Raw genomic sequence first — 17464 nt, 5'->3', positions numbered from 1 at the left:
ACGGCGGTGGCCTCGCCGCCTTCGCCGCGTGGCCGTCTCGGGCCTCGTCGTGCTGGTGCTCGCCAGTTCCCCGTGGCTGTGGACGACGCTCGCCGCACACGGCCACCTGTACACCGCTGCCGACGCGCCGGCCGCCGACGTGGTGATCGTGCTCGGCACCGAGGTGGCGGCCGATCGGCAGCGGCCGGGTGACCGTCTCGCCGGCCGCCTGGACACCGCCGCCGAGCTGGTGAACAGCGGGCGGGCCAAGGTAGTCCTGGTGTCGGGCGACGGCGGTGGCGCGTCCGGCGACGAGCCGGCGGTGATGACGACGTACCTCGCCGAGCGCGGCGTTGAGAGGCGTCGGGTGGTGGCCGACCCGTTCGGCCTGGACACCTACGACAGCTGCGCGAGAGCGCGCGAGGTGTACGGCGTCGAGCGGGCCCTGATCGTCACCCAGTCGTACCACCTGTCCCGGGCGGTGACGCTGTGCCGGCAGCTCGGCGTCGATGTCGACGGGGTGACCGCCCGCTGCGACGGCTGCGGCGCCGCCCTGCTCGCCGAGAAGTCGGTTCGGGACTACTTCGCCAGTGGCAAGGCGGCCTGGGACGCGGTACGCGACCGACCGCCAGCGGTGCGTTCGCCCGTGAGTCCCGCGGTCGAGGACGCGCTGCGGGGCTGACCCGGCCGGTGCGGGGTCCCGATGATCCGGTGACCGTGCTCTGACGTCCGGCCCTCAGGCGGTGGCGAAGGCCGCCCGACGGCGGGCGTCCACCTCGGCGGCCAGCGCGGGCGCGCGCTCCAGCGCCTCGGGGTGACCGCAACTGGCCAGCCAGTTGGCCAGCATCAGGTGACCGCCCTCGGTGAGCACCGACTCCGGGTGGAACTGGACACCCTCGATGGGCAGCGTCCGGTGCCGCATCGCCATCACCACGCCGGATCCGGTCCAGCCGGTGACCTCCAGCTCGTCCGGGAGTGTCTCGGGCAGCACGGCGAGCGAGTGGTACCGGGTGGCGGTGAACGGGTCGGGCAGACCGGCGAGTACGCCGACCGAGTGGTGTCGTACCTCGGAGGTCTTGCCGTGCAGCAGCTCGGGGGCGCGTGTCACTGTCGCCCCGAAGGCTTCGCCGATCGCCTGATGGCCGAGGCAGACACCGAAGATCGGTAGTTGGCCCGCGTACTCCCGGATGACGTCGAGGCAGATGCCGGCCCGGTCCGGGCTGCCCGGCCCTGGTGACAGCAGGATGCCGTCGGCGCCAACAGTGCCCACCTCGGCGACGTCGATTTCGTCGTTGCGGCGGACCTCGCAGTCCACGCCGAGCTGGCCCAGGTACTGCACCAGGTTGAAGACGAACGAGTCGTAGTTGTCGATCACCAGGACGCGCATGGTCACCTGCTCGGGGAGGGGGGCGCGGGGTTGTTCTGATCGGTGTCGTACGGCAGCTCGTGCTCGTCGCCGGCCGGCGTCTCCCCGGTCACCGGGTCGCCGCCGCCCGTCTCGGCGGGTACGCCGGACTCGACCTGCACGTCGTCGAAGGGCAGCAGGGGTTCGGCCCACGGGAAGGCGACGTACCACAACAGGGCCACAGTGGCAGCCACCAGGAGCACCGAGCCGGTCAACTTTCCGACCACGCCGAACGGCAGCTTGCGCCAGATGAACGCGTACATCGGGTCAGCCTCCCAGCTCCGCCGGGCGGCCCGCTGACTTGGGTTGGGTGCGGTCCAGCTCGGCGTGGATGATCAGGCGCTGGTAGTTGTCGAACTTCGGGTTGCAGGTGGTGAGGGTGAGCATCCGCTTGGTCGCCTTCTTGTCCGGTTCACCGGGCACCGGCGCCACCACCTCGACCTGGGTCGGCCGGACGATCCGGGACTGCGACACCCGGTAGACGTACCAGTCGGTCTTGCTCTCGACCACTATCGGGTCGCCCTCATTCAGCTCGTCCAGCCGCCAGAAGGTGGCCCGGTTGCGGTGGCCGGCGACGGAGAAGTTGCCCACCTGGCCGGGGAGCGCACTGGTCGGGTAGTGGCCGGGGGCGAAGCGGATGTCCTGCTGAGTGACGCCCTCGACGACGACCCAGTTCTTGTCGAGCTTGGGGATGTAGAGGCCCGCGAGCGGCTTTCCGCGTACCGGCGGGGACGGCTTGACGCTCGGGCCGACCGACGGGGCCACCGTCGGGTCGTCGGTCGGGCCCCACTCCTGGGCCAACTGGTTGTTGAGGTCGTTCTGGTGGGCGTCGACGATGGCCGACTTGCCCCAGACCTCGTAGCCGGCGAATAGCAGGACCACCAGACCGAAGGTGATCAGGATTTCGCCGGAGACGCGGACGCCGGTGCGCAGTCGCGAGCCGAACGACGGGCGGGTCAGCTCGGAGTAGACGCTCTTGTAGCCGTCGCCGGTCTGGTGCGGCCGGAGTTGCACCACCCGCTCGCCGCGTCGGGGTTGGGGAGGGTCGGCGGGGTTGGCGCCGGTCGGCTCGTCCGGGACGGCGGTGCGAGGGACGGCACCCATCAACGCGGTCGAGTCCATTGTCGGCGGCCTGGTGGCAGGAGTGGTGGGCACTGCCGGAATCAACGCGGTGGCGGCCGGGTCGGCGCCGCGATCCCCGCCAGCGCTCGGCGGGACCCGGCCCGGCCCGGTCGGCGGGAAGCCTTCCGGCCCGGCCGCTGCGACGCGCTCGGGGGCGGCCGGGGAGACCGGGGTGGCCGGAGAGCCGGTGGGTCGGCCGGGACGGGCGGTGACCTGCGGAATGTACGCGGTCGGCGAGTCGGCCAGCGGCGGCGTCGAGGGCCCGGAGGAGACAGGCCGGCTCGGCGTGCCGGAGGCCGCCGGTCGGGTCGGCATCGGCATCCCGCCGGGCGTGGCCGGGCGCGTCGGTGCGACACCTGGTGGGTTGCCGGTGGACGGCGGGCGGGTCGGTCCGGCGCCGGGCGCTGTCGGTCGGGTGGACGCGGCGCTGGGGGCGGGGGGCCGGGTCGGGGCGTTGCCGGGGGCAGCGGGCCGAACCGGGCCCTGGTTGCTGGCGGTCGGTCGGCCGGCGGTGCTCGCGGGGGGAACTCCGGCGCCGCCGTGCGAGCTCGGCCCGGCAGCCGCGCTGCCTGGCCAGGGCGGCGGCGCTTCGGCACCCGGGCGGCCCGGGGTCCCGGTCGGCTCGGGTCGAGTGGCGCTCGGCGGCGGCTGCTCGGCGCTCGGCGGCTGCTGGGTTCGTGGCGGCTGCCCGGCTCGTGGCGGCTGCCCGGCTCGTGGCGGCTGCAGCACCGGCTCGGGCCAGTTGATGGCCGGGGTCGGTCGGTCCGGTGCCGACTCGGGCCGGTCGAACTTGGGCAGGAAGGCGGTCGGCTCGTCGGTCTGGTCCCGGTGTCGCCCGTCGCGTCGCTCGTCCGGCCCGCTCACTTGGGCACCGTAGCCGAGCGTAGGGCGGTGGAATCCTCGAATGCGGGAACTCGCACCGTGGAGACCGTCTCGTTGTAGCCAAGCTGGTAGTCGTCGACCGCGTCCTTGAACAACCGGACTCCCTGAGAGCTGGCGAGGGCCTGCTGGAGGGCAGCGGGATCGCCGATCGCTACGATCTTGAACGGTGGGGAGTACACCCGGCCGTGCAGTAGCAGGGTGTTACCGACGCAGCGTACCGCGCTGGTGGTGAGCACGCGGACATTCATGATTGACATGGCCTCGGCTCCGCCGGCCCAGAGCGCGTTGACCACCGCCTGTACGTCTCCCTGATGCACCACCAGGTCGTCGTTGCTGGCGTCCGACTGCGTCTGGTCGAGCTGGGGCGCATCGTTCAGCTCGACTGTGACCCCGGGCCCGCTGAGGGCGGTGAACCCGGCGTCCTGGACGCTGCCCTGGGCGCGATTCTGCTGAGCCTTGATCGGGGCGTCCGACCCGGCGAGTGTGTTGGTCCGTTGCTCGACCTCGCCGCGCAGCGTGGCGGCGCGGCGCTCGCTGGCGGCGACCTGTTCGCGGCGGTCCTCGATGAGCTGGTTGAGCTGGGGGCGCCGGTCCTCCCGGAGAGCGGTGCCGCCCGCGGTGGTCGCGGTGGTGGTGAAGAGCAACCCGGCCGCCGCGGCGATCAGGGGCACCCCGATCGACCAGCCCGGACGGCGTTGGCGCGGTCGCCGGGGCAGCAGCCCGGCGGCAGCCCGTCGGAGGACCTTCTGCCAGGAGGTTGCGCCGGATGTGTACTCCACCGAGCGTTCCTTCCGCGTGTCGGGGATCGGTCCGTGCCGGCTGGGCCGGTGATGCGAACAGTCCCGCCTCTTTCGGTCACTCCGTGCACCGGCCTGACCCCATTCGTGGTCCAGGCGGCCAATCGGGACTACGCTAGCTCTCGAACATTATTGGCCATGGACCGTCGCCCCCGCGCCCGGTTGTCAGGCCGGACGAGGTCGTCACCCCTCTGGAGAGCGCCGTGCCCAAGTCTCAGGTCCGTAAGAAGAAGGTGTACACCCCGCCGACGGACGTCCGTCCGACGACGGCGTCGTCGTCGTCGCGCAAGCCTAGCCCGGTGTGGTTGCCGATCACCGCGGTCGCCTTGATCGTCGTCGGGATCGGCTGGCTGGTGCTCTACTACCTGTCCGAGCAGGAGTACCCGGTCATGGCGTGGGGTTACTGGAACCTCGCCGTCGGCTTCGGTGCGATGGTCGCCTCGCTGGCGTTGCTCTCTCGCTGGCGCTGATCCGAGCAGACCGTCGCGTCGGCGGTCCCACGTCACCCCGTCGAGCCCCTGCCCAGCAGGATCGGGTGGGGCCCCCTATGGTGTGCGCAGGCAGCGCGGCCTACTGCGAGATGACTCACGTTACCGCTGGGTAACCTTCGCGTAGGCTGCACTGCATGACCGAGCAGAGCGAGGTCATCAGGCAGCAGACCGGGGAGGCCAACTCGATGGGCAGCGTCCAGATCGTCACCACGATCCTCGCGGTCGCCATCACCGCCGTGGCGGTGTGGCTTGCGGTGCGTGCGGTCCTGAAGATGGTGGCAGTCATCCGGCTCGGGCAACCCGCGCCGGAGCGGTTCTCCGACAAGGTCGCCCGCGCCAGGACGATGCTGGTGGAGACGGCCGGCCACACCCGGATGCTCAAGTGGGGCGTGGTGGGCGCCGCGCACTGGTTCGTGATGGTCGGCTTCGTCGTGCTGTCGCTGCTGGTGCTCGAGGCGTACTTCGAGGTGGGCACCACCGACGGCGGTCTGCCGATCATCGGGCACTGGACGATCTTCGGTCTGGTCACCGAGATCATCGGGGTGCTGAGTCTGGTCGGCATCCTGGTGCTGATGGCGATCCGGCTGCGCAACCGGCCGACCCGCCCGGGCGGGCGGTCCCGGTTCACCGGCTCGACCATGTGGCAGGGCTACTTCGTCGAGTGGATCGTGCTGCTGGTCCTGATCTTCGGCTTCGTGATCCGGGGCTTCAAGGTCGCCACCGACCACTTCGAGTTCCCGTTCTGGGCCACCCCGGTCAGCCACGCGGTCGGTGCGGTGCTGCCCGACTGGGCGGACGGCGTCAGCGTCGCCGCGGCCATCAAGATCATTATTTCGATGACGTGGCTGATCGTGATCTCCCTGAACGTCACGATGGGCGTCGCCTGGCACCGTTTCCTGGCGTTCCCCAACATCTTCTTCAAGCGGGAGCCGGCCAAGCCGGCCGGCTCCGGTCTCGGCGCGCTGCGCCCGATGACGAGCCAGGGCAAGCCGCTCGACTTCGAGGAGGCGGACCCGGAGAAGGACCAGTTCGGCGTCGCCCACGTCGAGCAGTTCAGCTGGAAGGGCCTCCTCGACTTCAGCACCTGCACCGAGTGCGGTCGCTGCCAGTCGCAGTGCCCTGCCTGGAACACCGGCAAGCCCCTGTCGCCCAAGCTGCTCATCCTGAGCCTGCGCGACCACGCGTACGCGAAGGCGCCCTACCTGCTGGCCGGCGGCGGCAAGGACCTGACCGGCGAGGAGAAGGCCACCCAGGCGCAGCTGGCCCACCTGGACGTGCTGGCCCTCGCCGAGGCCGACAAGCCGTTGATCGGCACCGCCGAGGAGGGCGGTGTCATCGACCCGGACGTGCTCTGGTCCTGCACCACCTGCGGCGCCTGCGTCGAGCAGTGCCCGGTGGACATCGAACACGTCGACCACATCGTCGACATGCGCCGCTACCAGGTGCTGATCGAGTCGAGCTTCCCCTCCGAGGCCGGCGTGATGCTGCGCAACCTGGAGAACAAGGGCAACCCGTGGGGTGCCCCGCAGAACACCCGCGAGGACTGGACCAAGGGCCTGGACTTCGAGGTGCCCCGGGTCGGCGAGGTGGACGACTTCGAGTACCTGTTCTGGGTCGGCTGCGCCGGCGCGTTCGAGGACCGGGCCAAGAAGACCACCCGCGCGGTGGCCACGCTGCTCAACGAGGCGGGCGTGAAGTTCGCGATCCTGGGCGAGGGCGAGACCTGCTCCGGCGACCCGGCACGACGGATCGGCAACGAGTTCGTCTTCCAGATGCTCGCCCAGCAGAACGTGGAGACGCTGAACGAGGCGTTCGAGGGCCGGGACAAGGCCAAGCGCAAGATCGTCGCGACCTGCCCGCACTGCTTCAACACGCTGGGCAACGAGTACGGGCAGCTCGGCGGCGAGTTCGAGGTGGTCCACCACACCCAACTGCTCGCGCACCTGGTCGCCACCGGCAAGCTCACGCCGGTGCAGCCGGTCGACGGCGGCGTCACCTACCACGACCCCTGCTACCTGGGTCGGCACAACCGCGTCTTCGCGGCCCCCCGGGAGGTCCTCGGCGACGCCATCGCGGGCGACCTGACCGAGATGCCGCGGAACAGCGAACGCTCCTTCTGCTGCGGTGCTGGCGGCGCCCGGATGTGGATGGAGGAGAAGATCGGCAAGCGGATCAACGTGGACCGCGTCGAGGAGGCCATGGCCACCGGGGCGAAGACGGTAGCGGTCGGCTGCCCGTTCTGCTCGACCATGCTCAGCGACGGGGTCAACGGCAAGGGCGCCGGCGAACAGGTCGAGGTGATCGACGTGGCCAGCGTGCTGCTCCGCTCGGTCAAGCCCGAGCAGCCGCAGGGCGGCAAGGAGACCGCGCCGATCGGCGGCTGAGACGCGTACCCCTGGGATTTGTTCATCGACGGCGGCGGCCCCTGAGGGCCGCCGCCGTCGTGCAAGAATCTCGCCGAGGTGAGGCGACATCGACGGCCTACTCTTGACGACGCTGTTGCCCCTGGTCGGCTTCGTAGCCCTGACCGCGGGCAACGCGTTCTTCGTCGCGGCCGAGTTCGCCCTGGTCACTGTCGATCGGGCGGAGATCGACCGGCGGGCCGCCGCGGGCGACCAGGCCGCCCTGACGGTACGCACAGCGTTGCGCGAACTTTCCTTCCAGCTCTCCGGGGCGCAGCTCGGCATCACCATCACCGCGCTGCTCACCGGCTACCTGGCCGAGCCGGCCCTGGCCCGGCTCTTCACCCCGCTGCTGCGCCCGCTGGCCGGAGACAGCACCGAGCGGCTCACCCCGTTCATCGCGTTGGCCCTGGCCACGCTGATCTCCATGCTCTTCGGCGAGTTGGTGCCGAAGAACGCGGCGCTGGCCCGGCCCATGCCGGCGGCGCTGGCCACGGCCGGCCCGATGCACACCTTCTCCCGGACGTTCGGTTGGGTGATCCGGGGGTTGAACGGCTCGGCGAACCGACTGGTCCGGGCGCTCGGCGTGGAGCCGCAGGAGGAGTTGGCAAGTGCCCGCTCGCCGGAGGAGTTGGGCCTGCTGGCGGGTATCTCGGCGCGGGCCGGCGCACTGCCCACCGACACCGCGATGCTGTTGCGTCGCACCATCCGCTTCGGTGACAAGCGGGCCGCGGAGGCGATGACCCCCAGGGTGGACGTGGTCGCGCTGCGCGCCACCGCCACCGTGGCGCAGCTGCTGGAGCAGTCGCGGCGGACCGGGCGGACCCGGTTCCCCGTGTACGAGGAGACCCTGGACCTGGTGACCGGTGTGGCCGGCGTGCCCGACGCGCTGGGCGTGCCGCTGGCCGACCGCGCGTCGACCCGGGTCGGGTCGGTGGCCCGCGAGCCGGTGTACGTGCCGGAGAGCCTGAACCTGGACGGTGTGCTGGCCGCGCTGAAGGCGGCCGGGGCCGACCTGGCCATCGTGGTCGACGAGTACGGCGGCACGGACGGCGTGGTGACCGTCGAGGACCTCGTCGAGGAGTTGGTCGGAGAGATCGCCGACGAGTTCGACCCGGCGAGCGTGGACGACGACGGGTCGGCCGAGCTGACAGTTCCGGGCGGTGAGCGCACAGTGCTGGTCGACGGTGTGCTCCGCTCCGACGAGTTGGCCGAGCAGACCGGTTTCCGGCTGCCTGAGGGGCCGTACGAGACGTTGGCCGGGTTCCTGATGGCCCAGCTCGGGCACATCCCGCTCGCCGGCGAGACGGTCGAGACGGACGGCTGGGAGTTCACAGTGGTCGAGGTGGAGCGGCACCGGATCGAGCAGGTCCGGGTGTTGCGTCCGGCGGATCCGGACGACGATGACTGAACTGCTGGTGACAGTGCTGTTGCTGCTCGGCAACGGGTTCTTCGTGGGCAGCGAGTTCGCGCTCATCGCGTCCCGTCGGACGGTGATCGAGCCGCTGGCGGCCGGGTCGAAACGCGCCCGCTGGGCGTTGTCGGCGATGAACCAGATCCCCCTGATGATCGCCGGCGCGCAGCTCGGCATCACGGTCTGCTCGTTGGGTCTCGGCGCGATCGCCGAACCGGCGCTGGCTCACCTGCTGGAGCCGCCGTTCCACGCGGCCGGCCTGCCGGAGCGCGTGGTGCATCCGGTGGCGTTCGTGCTGGCACTGGGCATGGTGGTCTTTCTGCACACGGTCGTCGGTGAAATGGTGCCGAAGAACATCACGCTGGCCGGTCCGGAGGTCTCCGCGCTCTGGCTCGGCCCGGCGATGCTGGCATTCTGTGTGGCCACCAAGCCGTTGTTGCTCGCGATGAAATGGGCGGCCCGGCGGGTGCTCGCGTTCTGGCGGATCGAGGCGTCCGAGGCGGTGAAGACGGTGTTCACCGCCGAGGAGTTGGCCGGGTTGGTCTCCCAGGCGCGGACCGAGGGGCTGCTCGACGCGGAGCAGCACGCGCGGATCACCGGCGCGCTGGCCCTGCACGCCCGGACGGCGGCGGACGCGCTGCAACCGTGGTCGACGGTGGTGACGGTGGCCGAGGACGTGTCGCCGGCGTCGCTGGAGGTGCTGGCGACCCGGACCGGCCGGTCCCGGTTCCCGGTGGTGCAGCGGTCGACCCGTCGGGTGTTGGGCTTTGTGCACGTCAAGGACGTGCTCGGGTACGCCGGGCAGGGCCGCCGGTCCCCGGTGCCGGCCGACGTCTACCGGCCGCTGGCGGTGGTGCCGCCGGACCGTACGCTGGCCGACCTGCTGCTGGCGATGCGTCGCGAACGGCGGCACATGGTGCTGGTCAGCGACGGGCGAAAGCCACTCGGTGTGGTGACTCTTGACGATGTATTGACTGCAATCGTTGGGTGATGGACCAATACCCTTGGTGTGCAAGCGGTTGCACGACAGTGATGGTTGCCGCCCTCGCCTTGATTACCGCCCCGAGCTTCCCTAATGTGGGGCACCGACCGCTGTGGGTCGTCTGCCTCGGCCCTTCCCTCACGCGAGGCGCCCGGCGGTCGGTTGCAAAGGAGTCGGTGCCGGTGGCAACCATGCCCCCTCATCGTCACGACCTGTTTGCGTCTGCTCGCTCTGGTGGCCTGCGCCGCGTTGCGCACCGGGTGCTCGTCCTGGTCGCCGCCGCGGCGGTCGGCGCCGGTCTGCTGACCGCGCCGGCACATGCCGCGCCCACGGTCGACGAGATCGAGGCGCAGATCGACAAGAAGTGGGAGCAGTTGGAGCCCACCATCGAGCAGTACAACAAGGTCCGGGCGCAGCTGAAGGTCAACCGGCAGAAGTCGGCGAACCTGCAGAAGAAGATCGAGCCGCTGGCGCTGCAGAGCGAGCTGGCGCTCAACCGGGTCGGCGATCTCGCCTCCCGCTACTACATCTCGGGCCCGTCGCACGACATCGGCGCGCTGCTGGTCAGCGCCAAGCCGGACACGCTCACCGAGCAGCTCACCATCCTCGACCGGCTCGCTTCGCAGGAGCGCAAGGAGGTCGAGGGTGTGCTGGCCGTGCGGGCCAAGTACGACGGCGAGAAGCAGAAGCTGGACGCGCTGATCGTCACCCAGACCAAGCAGCAGAACGAGCTGGCGGCCAAGAAGAAGCAGATCGACGGCGAGATCAAGCAGCTCGAAGCATCGATGCCCAAGACCACGGTCAAGACCGCGGCCTGCCCGACCATCAACGGTGTGGTCAACGAGGCGGCCCGCACCGCGATCAAGACCGCCTGCGGCAAGGTCGGCAAGCCGTACGTCTGGGGCGCCACCGGCCCGAACTCGTTCGACTGCTCGGGGCTGACCCAGTACGCCTACAAGGCGGCCGGGATCTACCTCACGCACCACACCGGTGACCAGTGGAACGAGGGCAAGGCCGTCTCGCGAGCCGACGCTCGTCCCGGTGACCTTGTCTTCTTCTTCTCCGGCCTGAGTCACGTCGGGCTGTATCTGGGCAACAACACCATGGTGCACGCGCCACGTGCCGGTAAGCCGGTGCAGGTGTCCAGCATCAACACCATGCCCGTCGCCGGGTTCCGCAGACCTGGCTGATCCACCTCGCGCGACACGACGGCCCCCGGTCACCGACCGGGGGCCGTCGTGGTTCTCAGCGGGGGGCGCCGACCGGGGACGGCAAGAGCTGCACGTCGGCGAGGTCGACGTACATGATCCGGTGGCCGAACTGGATCTGCGCGTACCGGTTCTTGCCGCGAATCACCGTCCAGTCGCCGGGCGAGGAGCCGTCGAACGTGCTGGCCCGGTAGTACTCGCCGGCCAGCACCGCGCCGACGGCGTACCGCTGCCCGGCGGCCAGGGTGTACTGGAGCGGCGAGATCGCCTGGTAGGGCACCCCTTCCGGGTACGCGGACTGCTCCGGGTACGCCCTTCCGTAGACCGGAACGGTGGTCCGTCCGGGCTTCGGCGTGGCCACGACGCCGACGGTCCAGCTGGCGGTCGGCGCGGACGACGGGTTGTGGAACCAGGCCCGCTGCCCGAGGTACCAGATCGCCGTCCAGTCGCCCTGCCGTCCGGCCAGCGCGTACGTCTGCCCGGCGGACGCCCGGGCTCCGTGGTCCGACACCGCCATCGTGTTCGGGCTGCCGTCCGGGCGGAGCGCGACGTCGTTGACCAGCGGCGCGTCCGCGGACGGTGCGCTGCGCAGCACCACCGCCGAGGAGCCGCGTGGCGCGCAGGGCACGCCCGGGGTGACGCAGCCGGTGAACGCCGGCTGGTTGGTGGTGTGGTCCGGGTCGATCCGGACCATTCCGGTGGCCGGGGTGCCGGTGTCCAGTCGAGGTGCGTGCAGCAGGTCGAAGTAGTGCGTCCAGTCCCAGTACGGGCCCGGATCCCAGTGCATTCCCCGCACAGTCGAGGGGATGGTGCCGGGCACGTTGTCGTGGCCGATGATGTGCTGGCGGTCCAGTGGGATGCCCAGTCGCATCGCCAGGTGCCGGACCAGCTTCGCCGAGGTCCGGTACATCGCCTCGGTGTACCAGGTGCCCTGCGCCGCGAAGCCCTCGTGTTCCAACCCGATCGACTTCGCGTTGACGTACCAGTTGCCGGCGTGCCAGCCGACGTCCTTGGTCTTCACGTGCTGGGCGATGTGCCCGTCGACGGAGCGCAGCGAGTAGTGCCAGCTCACGTAGGTCGGATCCTGGACCAGTTGCAGGGTCGTGGCCCAACTCGCCTCGGTGTCGTGGATGACGATGTACTCGATCTTCTGCCGCGCGGGCCGGTCGGAGAGGTCGTGGTTGCCGTAGTCCCCGTCGCCGAACGCCTCGTAGGGCGCCGGGATCCACTCGCAGGAGATGGTGCGGGGGCACTCCACCCCGTCCGGGCGGGCCAGCCGGCGCAGGCCCAGCCGGTCCAGCCAGGAACGCTCGGGCCGCACCGCGCGGGCCGGCAGGGTGATCCGCTGGCCGTCGTCGGTCACCCGGGCTTCGCCCGCGCCGATGGTGGTGAAGACCTCGTCGGCGAAGGCCGCCGCGGCGTCGGCGCTGTCCGCGCCCGAGTAGCGTGCCACCGCGCCGTACCAGGCCGCCGGGTCGGTGTCCGCGCCGACCGGCGCGCCCAGATCCCTCTGGTACGCGCTCAGCAGCGCGGCCCCACCCCGGATGTTGAGGCCCGCGTCGGTGCGCAGTGCCTCGGGGGTGGCGCCGGTCAGCGTGGCGGCGGCGTCGACGGTCTGCAACGCGGCGGTGGATGGCGCGGGTGCCTCGACCGGCCGGGGCGCGGGTACGCGGGCGGTGCGGGAGTCGTCGCCGCGTGGGTCCTCGGCGCCGGCGTCGTGGTGGCCGCGTCCGGGTAGGGCGGCCACGTGCCGCGCGTCGGTCAGGTGCATCGGACCGTAGCCGCCACTGGTGCTCGGTGTACCGGCGTTGGTGTCCCAACGGGACTCCAGGTAGGAGACGCCGAGCAGCACGACGGCCGGCACGCCGTACTCGGTGGCCGCTGCGGCGTACTGCTGCTGGCGGTCGGTGGTGGGCGCTGCGGCGGCCGGGCCGACGGAGAGTGGCACAGTGGTCGCGGCGGCGACCACTGTGGCGGCGAGCAGCCCGCGCCAGCCGGTCGACAGGGTTGGATGGTGCATCGAACCCCCTAGATTCTCGCGGAGTGAGGTCAGGTCACCATCGCGCCGTCCGGGAGGTCGCGTCAATACCTTTCTATCTATCGAAGTGGATGGAAAGAATTCTTCACACACGGTCGGTTACCTCGTTCAATCCGTACGGAGTGTCACTGCCGCACGGGTTGCGGATCGGTAACAGACGTCTCTACTCTGGTCATTTGTTGGCCCGACAGCAGCTCCGCCCAGCCCGGGCGGTAACGGACCGACACCGCCGAGTCGTTTCCGAGCGAACCGGGGACCCAGGTCCCTCGGGGTGAATCCGCAGCCACTGCGGTAGGGCGCCGACTTCCCGCCCGAACCCGTCAGCTAACCCGGTAGGCGGTCAGGAAGAAGGAGTACGGAACCCGGTGGCACTCCATGCCCCGCGGCCGTCGTCCGAGCGGTCGGCATCAGCCGGCCCGGCGTCGATCGTGCCGCGCCCACGCTGGTCCCGCTTCACCACCGCACTCGCCGCGCTGGCCGGCATCGCCGTCGTTCTGACCGGCAGTGCCACGGCGGCCCACGCCGACCCGTCCGTCGCCGAGATCGAGCGCCAGATCGACGCCGACTGGAACAAGCTCGAACCGATCATCGAACGGCACAACGCCACCCGCACCGACCTCGCCGCGAAGCGCAAGCAGACAGACGCGCTGGCCGCCCGGATCACTCCGCTCGAGCGCCAGGTCGACGCCGCGATGAACAAGGTCAGCGCCCTGGCCGTGCGCGCCTACAAGGGTGAGAACGTCTCGACAGTCAACGCGGTGCTGGGCAGCCGGTCGCCCAGCGAGGTGGTCGGCCAGCTCGAAATGCTCGACCGCTTCGCGCACAACCAGCAGAAGGACGTACGCCAGGTGGCCGACCTGCGCGACCAGCTGGCCGCGCAGAAGGCGCCACTGGACGAGATGGTGGCCCAGCTGACCCGCACGGAAGCTCAGCTGGCGGCGAAGAAGAAGCAGATCAACGACGAGATCGACCGCCTGCAGAAGCTGCGCCTCAAGGTGTACGGCAGTGGCGGCGGCGGTCCGCTGCGCCCGGCACCCTGCCCGGGCAGCTACCCCGGCGGCGCCGCGGGCACCGCTGTCAAGTTCGCCTGCGCGCAGATCGGCAAGCCCTACGTCTGGGGTGCCGAGGGCCCGAACTCGTACGACTGCTCCGGGCTGATGCTGGCCGCCTGGGCGAAGGCCGGCGTGTCGCTGCCGCACAACGCCGCCGCGCAGAGCCGGGTAACCAAGAACGTCAGCAAGGGCGACCTGCGCCCCGGCGACCTGGTCTTCTACTACAGCGACATCCACCACGTCGGCATGTACGTCGGCGGCGGCTGGGTGGTGCACGCCTCGCAGGCCGGTCAACCGGTCAAGATGAAGAAGGTCGACGACGGCCCGATCCACAGCTACGGCCGTCCAGGCTGACCCCGAGTGATCGAAGGGCCCGTCGCGATCCGTCGCGGCGGGCCCTCGTCGTCTCGGGGCCAGCTGCTGAACCTCAGCGGGTGGGCCAGGTCCGCCAGTGCTGCCAGGCGCGGCTGGGTGTCGGCCCCCGCTGGCCCTGGTAGCGCGAGCCGTAGACCACCGAGCCGTACGGGTGCTCGGCCGGCGAGGAGAGCCGGAAGATGCAGAGCTGCCCGATCTTCATGCCCGGCCAGAGGGTGATCGGCAGGTTCGCCACGTTCGAGAGTTCCAGCGTCACGTGACCGGAGAAGCCCGGGTCGATGAAGCCGGCAGTGGAGTGCGTGAGCAGCCCGAGCCGGCCCAGGGAGCTCTTGCCCTCCAGTCGGCCGGCGAGCTGGTCACCCAGCGAGATGACCTCCAGCGTCGAGGCGAGCACGAACTCCCCCGGGTGCAGCACGAACGGCTCACCGTCGGGGACCTCGACCGCCGAGGTCAGGTCGTCCTGCTGCATCGCGGGATCGATGTGGGTGTAGAGGTGGTTGTTGAAGACCCGGAACAGCCGGTCGAGTCGGACGTCGATGCTGGACGGTTGGACCAGGGTGGGCTCGAACGGCTCCAAGCCCAGCGTGCCGGCCTTGATCTCGGAGACCAGGTCGCGGTCGGAGAGCAGCATCGGACCACCATAGCCGCGCTGCCAAAAGTGGCCGGATTCGGTGCCGGTGACCAGCGCGTCGAGGTCGCTGCTCGTACATTTGTTCGATAGAATGCCCACATGGCTTCCTGGTCCGAATTCGCCGCCGACGAGCCCCGACTCGCCGACGGGATCCGCGTTCTCCTCCAGCAGTACGGGCCGGGCTTCGGCTATCTGGCCACGGTCCGCGCCGACGGCGGGCCCCGCGTCCATCCGGTCTCCCCGGTCATCACCGCCGAGGGGCTGTTCTGCTTCATCATCGACTCGCCGAAGCGCCGCGACCTCGAACGTGACGGCCGTTACGCGCTGCACTCGTTCCCGGCGGAGGAGAGTGACGACGAGGCGTACGTGGCAGGGCGCGCCCGTCCGGTGACCGATCCGATCCGGGTGGCGCAGTTGGCGCAGAGCGCCCGGGCCGAGCCGCAGGTCGACTGGCGGCTCTTCGAGTTCACCGTCGACGTGGCCATGCTCACCCGCCGCGAGCAGCACATCGCCGGCATTCCGGGCCTCGCGCCGAGTCGGCCGGCCGTTCGGGTCTGGCTCGACCCAAACGCCCCGTCGGCGGTGGCCGCGCCCCTCGCCGTCCCGCAGGCGCGCCCGACCCGCCTCAGCCGTGACGTTCAGTGCACGGCCGCCTGACCACAGCTCAAAGATCATCAGTGCCGGCTCCGTACCAACGGAGCCGGCACCGCCGTACGCACCGGCCCGCCGCCGCCGAGATCAACCCGGGGTCGACCCGGGCGGAGCGGGGTGCGGACAGCTACGGCCTCCGGGGGTACCTGGGTGCACGGGCTCGACGACTCGGGTACAGTGGTGCCGCTTGCGGGTGTAGTTCAATGGCAGAACATCAGCTTCCCAAGCTGACAGTGCGGGTTCGATTCCCGTCACCCGCTCCACACACGGAAGCCCTGGCCAGGACACATGTCCCGCCAGGGCTTCCGTGGTTCTAGGTCATGCTGAAACAGGGATGGGCCATTAGTGGGCCATTAGCTCGCCTCGGCGGCCGGTCCGTCGCCCTCGGCAACCCGCTTGACCTTGCGCTTACTCGGCTTGCGCCGGGCAGCCTTAACCGCCTTGTCGATCGCGTTGGCGATGCCCTGGTCGGCCTCCCGGTTGGCGTGCTGGTAGATCAGCGCGGCACGCGGGCTGTCGTGCCCCATCCGCGCCATGATGTCGCGCAGGCTCGCCCCTGGTGCCCGCGACGCGAGCGTGTTGCCGGTATGCCGCAGGTCGTGAAAGTGCAGGCCGGGCACACCCACGGCGGCGACCGCCTCGGGCCACTTGACCAGCTTGTTGAAGTTGCCGCGCCAGAGGTTCCGGCCGCTCTCGCCGGTGAACAGGAACGCTTCGGGTGCCTCGCCGACGTGGCTGCTCATGTGCTGTTTCAGCACAGGCAGGGCCGCCTTGGGTAGGGCGACGGTCCGCACGCCCGCCCGCGACTTCGGCGGGCCGAGGATCAGGCCGGTACCCCGGTGCTCGACGAACGCCTGTCGCACCCGCACCGTGCCGGCCGCTAGGTCGATGTCGCAGCGTTGCAGGGCGACCGCCTCGCCCCACCGCAGGCACCCGAACGTGGTGACCAGGATCAGCGCTCGGAAGCGCTCCGGTATCCGCTCAGCCAGCGCGAAGATCTGCGGAACGGTGAGGACCGGCCGCTCTGCGGACTTCTCCTGGTCGGCACCGACGACGCGGCACGGGTTGATCCTGATCAGTTCGTCCTCCTTGACTGCGGTCATCAGGACCGCGCGCAGCAGCCGGTACGCCTTGGCGGCCATGGTTACCGATACGCCCTCGGCCAGCAGTCGCGCCCGCCACTCGCGGACCATAGGCGTGTCGATCCGGTTGAGCGGCATGTCGCCGAGGTGCGGCGTGATGTGCCTGCCGAGGGTCCAGCGGTACAGGTGCACGGTCCGGGGCCGCAGGTTCGGCCGTTCGGTGATCCACCGTTCGGCGTAGTCGCGTAGCCGGATCTTGCCGCGTTCAGGGTCGATCCACTCGCCCCGCATCATCTGGGCCTCGATCAGCGACAGGTACTTTTCGGCCTCGGGCTTGCGGGCGAACGTCTGCGGGGCGGAGCGCATCCGTCCGTCCGGGCCGGGGTAGCGAGCCTGGTAGCGGCCGGACTCGCGCTTACGGATGTTGCCGAATCGGCGGTGTCCCTCTTGGTTGGCCATGATCAGGCGACACTCCTCAATCCGCGCCAGACGGTCTCTGCGGTCATGGGCTCGACTCGTCCGGCGTGGACGAATGCGGCCAGGTCGGCGGGGTCGATTCGGATCGACCGGCCGAGGCGGTGGAACGCGATCTGTCGCTCGGCAACGGCGCGGCGTACGTAGCGAACGCTCATGCCGATGCGGCTTGCGGCTTCTTCGATGGTCAGCAACTCGGCGGGCAGTTCCAGGACCGGCGCGTTCTGGGTGATCCGCTTAGCCATCGGGTGTCCTTTCCGGGCAGTGCGGCCTATCAGGGGCGGTGCGGTAAGGCGTTGAGGGGGTCAGTAGCGGCTTCTCCAGCGGCGAGAGCGGTTCGGCGAGGGGTGGCGGGCCGCGTCGACAGAGAGCTATACGGCGGCCCGCTGAGAGCCACGCTGAGCCAAGATCTCGGGCGTTCCGGTGTCTTCGTATGGGTCTGTGCTGAAACGGCCTCATAACCCCCTGTTTCAACATGT

16 protein-coding genes, 1 tRNA gene and 1 riboswitch are annotated in these 17464 nt (G+C 70.3%); of the genes, 9 read left to right on the top strand and 8 right to left on the bottom strand.

Going from position 1 to position 17464, the window contains the following annotated elements; translation table 11 throughout:
- Positions 1-28 precede the first annotated feature (28 nt).
- A complete protein-coding gene (locus ABZ794_RS09740) occupies positions 29-661 on the top strand; it encodes an ElyC/SanA/YdcF family protein (protein ID WP_357515046.1) in 633 nt (210 codons plus the stop codon).
- A gap of 54 nt (positions 662-715) precedes the next feature.
- Here the strand turns inward: ABZ794_RS09740 and ABZ794_RS09735 are convergent, their stop codons facing one another.
- The 4 genes from ABZ794_RS09735 to ABZ794_RS09720 are packed head-to-tail and all read right to left on the bottom strand — an operon-like array spanning position 716 to position 4167.
- Entirely contained in the window at positions 716-1366 is a 651-nt protein-coding gene (locus ABZ794_RS09735) for an aminodeoxychorismate/anthranilate synthase component II (RefSeq protein ID WP_238660647.1), read from the bottom strand.
- 2 nt (positions 1367-1368) lie between these two features.
- Positions 1369-1647, bottom strand: coding sequence for a hypothetical protein (locus ABZ794_RS09730; RefSeq protein ID WP_210783073.1), 279 nt, complete (start codon positions 1645-1647; stop codon positions 1369-1371).
- A 4-nt stretch (positions 1648-1651) separates the two neighbouring features.
- Positions 1652-3370: a class E sortase gene (locus ABZ794_RS09725; protein ID WP_357515044.1), complete on the bottom strand. Its 1719-nt coding sequence runs from the start codon at positions 3368-3370 to the stop codon at positions 1652-1654.
- Positions 3367-4167 carry a DUF881 domain-containing protein gene (locus ABZ794_RS09720; RefSeq protein WP_210783069.1) on the bottom strand — a complete coding sequence of 267 codons (801 nt, stop codon included), beginning with the start codon at positions 4165-4167 and terminating at the stop codon, positions 3367-3369. Before ABZ794_RS09720 ends, ABZ794_RS09725 begins: the two co-directional genes overlap by 4 nt.
- Positions 4168-4388: 221 nt before the next feature.
- Here ABZ794_RS09720 and ABZ794_RS09715 point away from each other — a divergent pair, with 221 nt between their 5' ends.
- The 5 genes from ABZ794_RS09715 (at position 4389) to ABZ794_RS09695 (ending at position 10664) form a co-directional block, all read left to right on the top strand.
- Positions 4389-4655: a cell division protein CrgA gene (locus ABZ794_RS09715; protein WP_238687884.1), complete on the top strand. Its 267-nt coding sequence runs from the start codon at positions 4389-4391 to the stop codon at positions 4653-4655.
- 206 nt (positions 4656-4861) lie between these two features.
- Positions 4862-7060 (top strand): (Fe-S)-binding protein, encoded by a 2199-nt coding sequence (locus tag ABZ794_RS09710; RefSeq protein ID WP_210783111.1) that lies wholly within the window; start codon positions 4862-4864, stop codon positions 7058-7060.
- Positions 7061-7163: 103 nt separating this feature from the next.
- Positions 7164-8489, top strand: a complete 1326-nt coding sequence (locus tag ABZ794_RS09705) for a hemolysin family protein (RefSeq protein ID WP_247669227.1) — start codon at positions 7164-7166, stop codon at positions 8487-8489.
- Entirely contained in the window at positions 8482-9483 is a 1002-nt protein-coding gene (locus tag ABZ794_RS09700) for a hemolysin family protein (protein WP_210783065.1), read from the top strand. Before ABZ794_RS09705 ends, ABZ794_RS09700 begins: the two co-directional genes overlap by 8 nt.
- Positions 9484-9650: 167 nt before the next feature.
- Complete coding sequence (locus ABZ794_RS09695; protein WP_238690288.1) at positions 9651-10664, top strand: C40 family peptidase; 1014 nt, start codon at positions 9651-9653, stop codon at positions 10662-10664.
- A 55-nt stretch (positions 10665-10719) separates the two neighbouring features.
- Here ABZ794_RS09695 and ABZ794_RS09690 read toward each other — a convergent pair whose 3' ends face one another.
- Positions 10720-12702: a peptidoglycan recognition family protein gene (locus ABZ794_RS09690; protein ID WP_357515040.1), complete on the bottom strand. Its 1983-nt coding sequence runs from the start codon at positions 12700-12702 to the stop codon at positions 10720-10722.
- A 235-nt stretch (positions 12703-12937) separates the two neighbouring features.
- A riboswitch (cyclic di-AMP (ydaO/yuaA leader) is annotated at positions 12938-13073 on the top strand.
- A gap of 12 nt (positions 13074-13085) precedes the next feature.
- Here ABZ794_RS09690 and ABZ794_RS09685 point away from each other — a divergent pair.
- The gene (locus tag ABZ794_RS09685; protein ID WP_210783059.1) at positions 13086-14126 is read left to right on the top strand and encodes an NlpC/P60 family protein; all 1041 of its coding nucleotides are present in this window, start codon (positions 13086-13088) and stop codon (positions 14124-14126) included.
- Between the two features lie 73 nt (positions 14127-14199).
- Here the strand turns inward: ABZ794_RS09685 and dcd are convergent, their stop codons facing one another.
- A complete protein-coding gene (gene dcd, locus ABZ794_RS09680) occupies positions 14200-14778 on the bottom strand; it encodes a dCTP deaminase (RefSeq protein ID WP_030332009.1) in 579 nt (192 codons plus the stop codon).
- Between the two features lie 99 nt (positions 14779-14877).
- Here dcd and ABZ794_RS09675 point away from each other — a divergent pair, with 99 nt between their 5' ends.
- Positions 14878-15435, top strand: a complete 558-nt coding sequence (locus ABZ794_RS09675) for a pyridoxamine 5'-phosphate oxidase family protein (RefSeq protein WP_210783057.1) — start codon at positions 14878-14880, stop codon at positions 15433-15435.
- A gap of 183 nt (positions 15436-15618) precedes the next feature.
- Positions 15619-15692: transfer RNA gene (locus ABZ794_RS09670), tRNA-Gly, on the top strand.
- A 90-nt stretch (positions 15693-15782) separates the two neighbouring features.
- Here the strand turns inward: ABZ794_RS09670 and ABZ794_RS09665 are convergent.
- Together ABZ794_RS09665 and ABZ794_RS09660 are read right to left on the bottom strand one after the other, a co-directional pair.
- A complete protein-coding gene (locus tag ABZ794_RS09665; RefSeq protein ID WP_124857469.1) occupies positions 15783-16970 on the bottom strand; it encodes a tyrosine-type recombinase/integrase in 1188 nt (395 codons plus the stop codon).
- A 2-nt stretch (positions 16971-16972) separates the two neighbouring features.
- A complete protein-coding gene (locus ABZ794_RS09660) occupies positions 16973-17230 on the bottom strand; it encodes an excisionase family DNA-binding protein (RefSeq protein ID WP_124857467.1) in 258 nt (85 codons plus the stop codon).
- Positions 17231-17464: the final 234 nt, after the last annotated feature.

This window comes from Micromonospora sp. NPDC047187, assembly GCF_040643355.1.
Classification (GTDB): domain Bacteria; phylum Actinomycetota; class Actinomycetes; order Mycobacteriales; family Micromonosporaceae; genus Micromonospora; species Micromonospora salmantinae.
Note: the sequence above shows the minus strand (reverse complement) of the source record. Positions and strands in the feature narration are given on the sequence as shown.

Coding starts and splice junctions, on each gene's coding strand:
- ABZ794_RS09665 (WP_124857469.1), bottom strand. CDS start 16,970: ATGGCCAACCAAGAGGGACACCGCCGATTCGGCAACATCCGTAAGCGC.
- ABZ794_RS09675 (WP_210783057.1), top strand. CDS start 14,878: ATGGCTTCCTGGTCCGAATTCGCCGCCGACGAGCCCCGACTCGCCGAC.
- ABZ794_RS09690 (WP_357515040.1), bottom strand. CDS start 12,702: ATGCACCATCCAACCCTGTCGACCGGCTGGCGCGGGCTGCTCGCCGCC.
- ABZ794_RS09730 (WP_210783073.1), bottom strand. CDS start 1,647: ATGTACGCGTTCATCTGGCGCAAGCTGCCGTTCGGCGTGGTCGGAAAG.
- ABZ794_RS09700 (WP_210783065.1), top strand. CDS start 8,482: ATGACTGAACTGCTGGTGACAGTGCTGTTGCTGCTCGGCAACGGGTTC.
- ABZ794_RS09735 (WP_238660647.1), bottom strand. CDS start 1,366: ATGCGCGTCCTGGTGATCGACAACTACGACTCGTTCGTCTTCAACCTG.
- dcd (WP_030332009.1), bottom strand. CDS start 14,778: ATGCTGCTCTCCGACCGCGACCTGGTCTCCGAGATCAAGGCCGGCACG.
- ABZ794_RS09710 (WP_210783111.1), top strand. CDS start 4,862: ATGGGCAGCGTCCAGATCGTCACCACGATCCTCGCGGTCGCCATCACC.
- ABZ794_RS09660 (WP_124857467.1), bottom strand. CDS start 17,230: ATGGCTAAGCGGATCACCCAGAACGCGCCGGTCCTGGAACTGCCCGCC.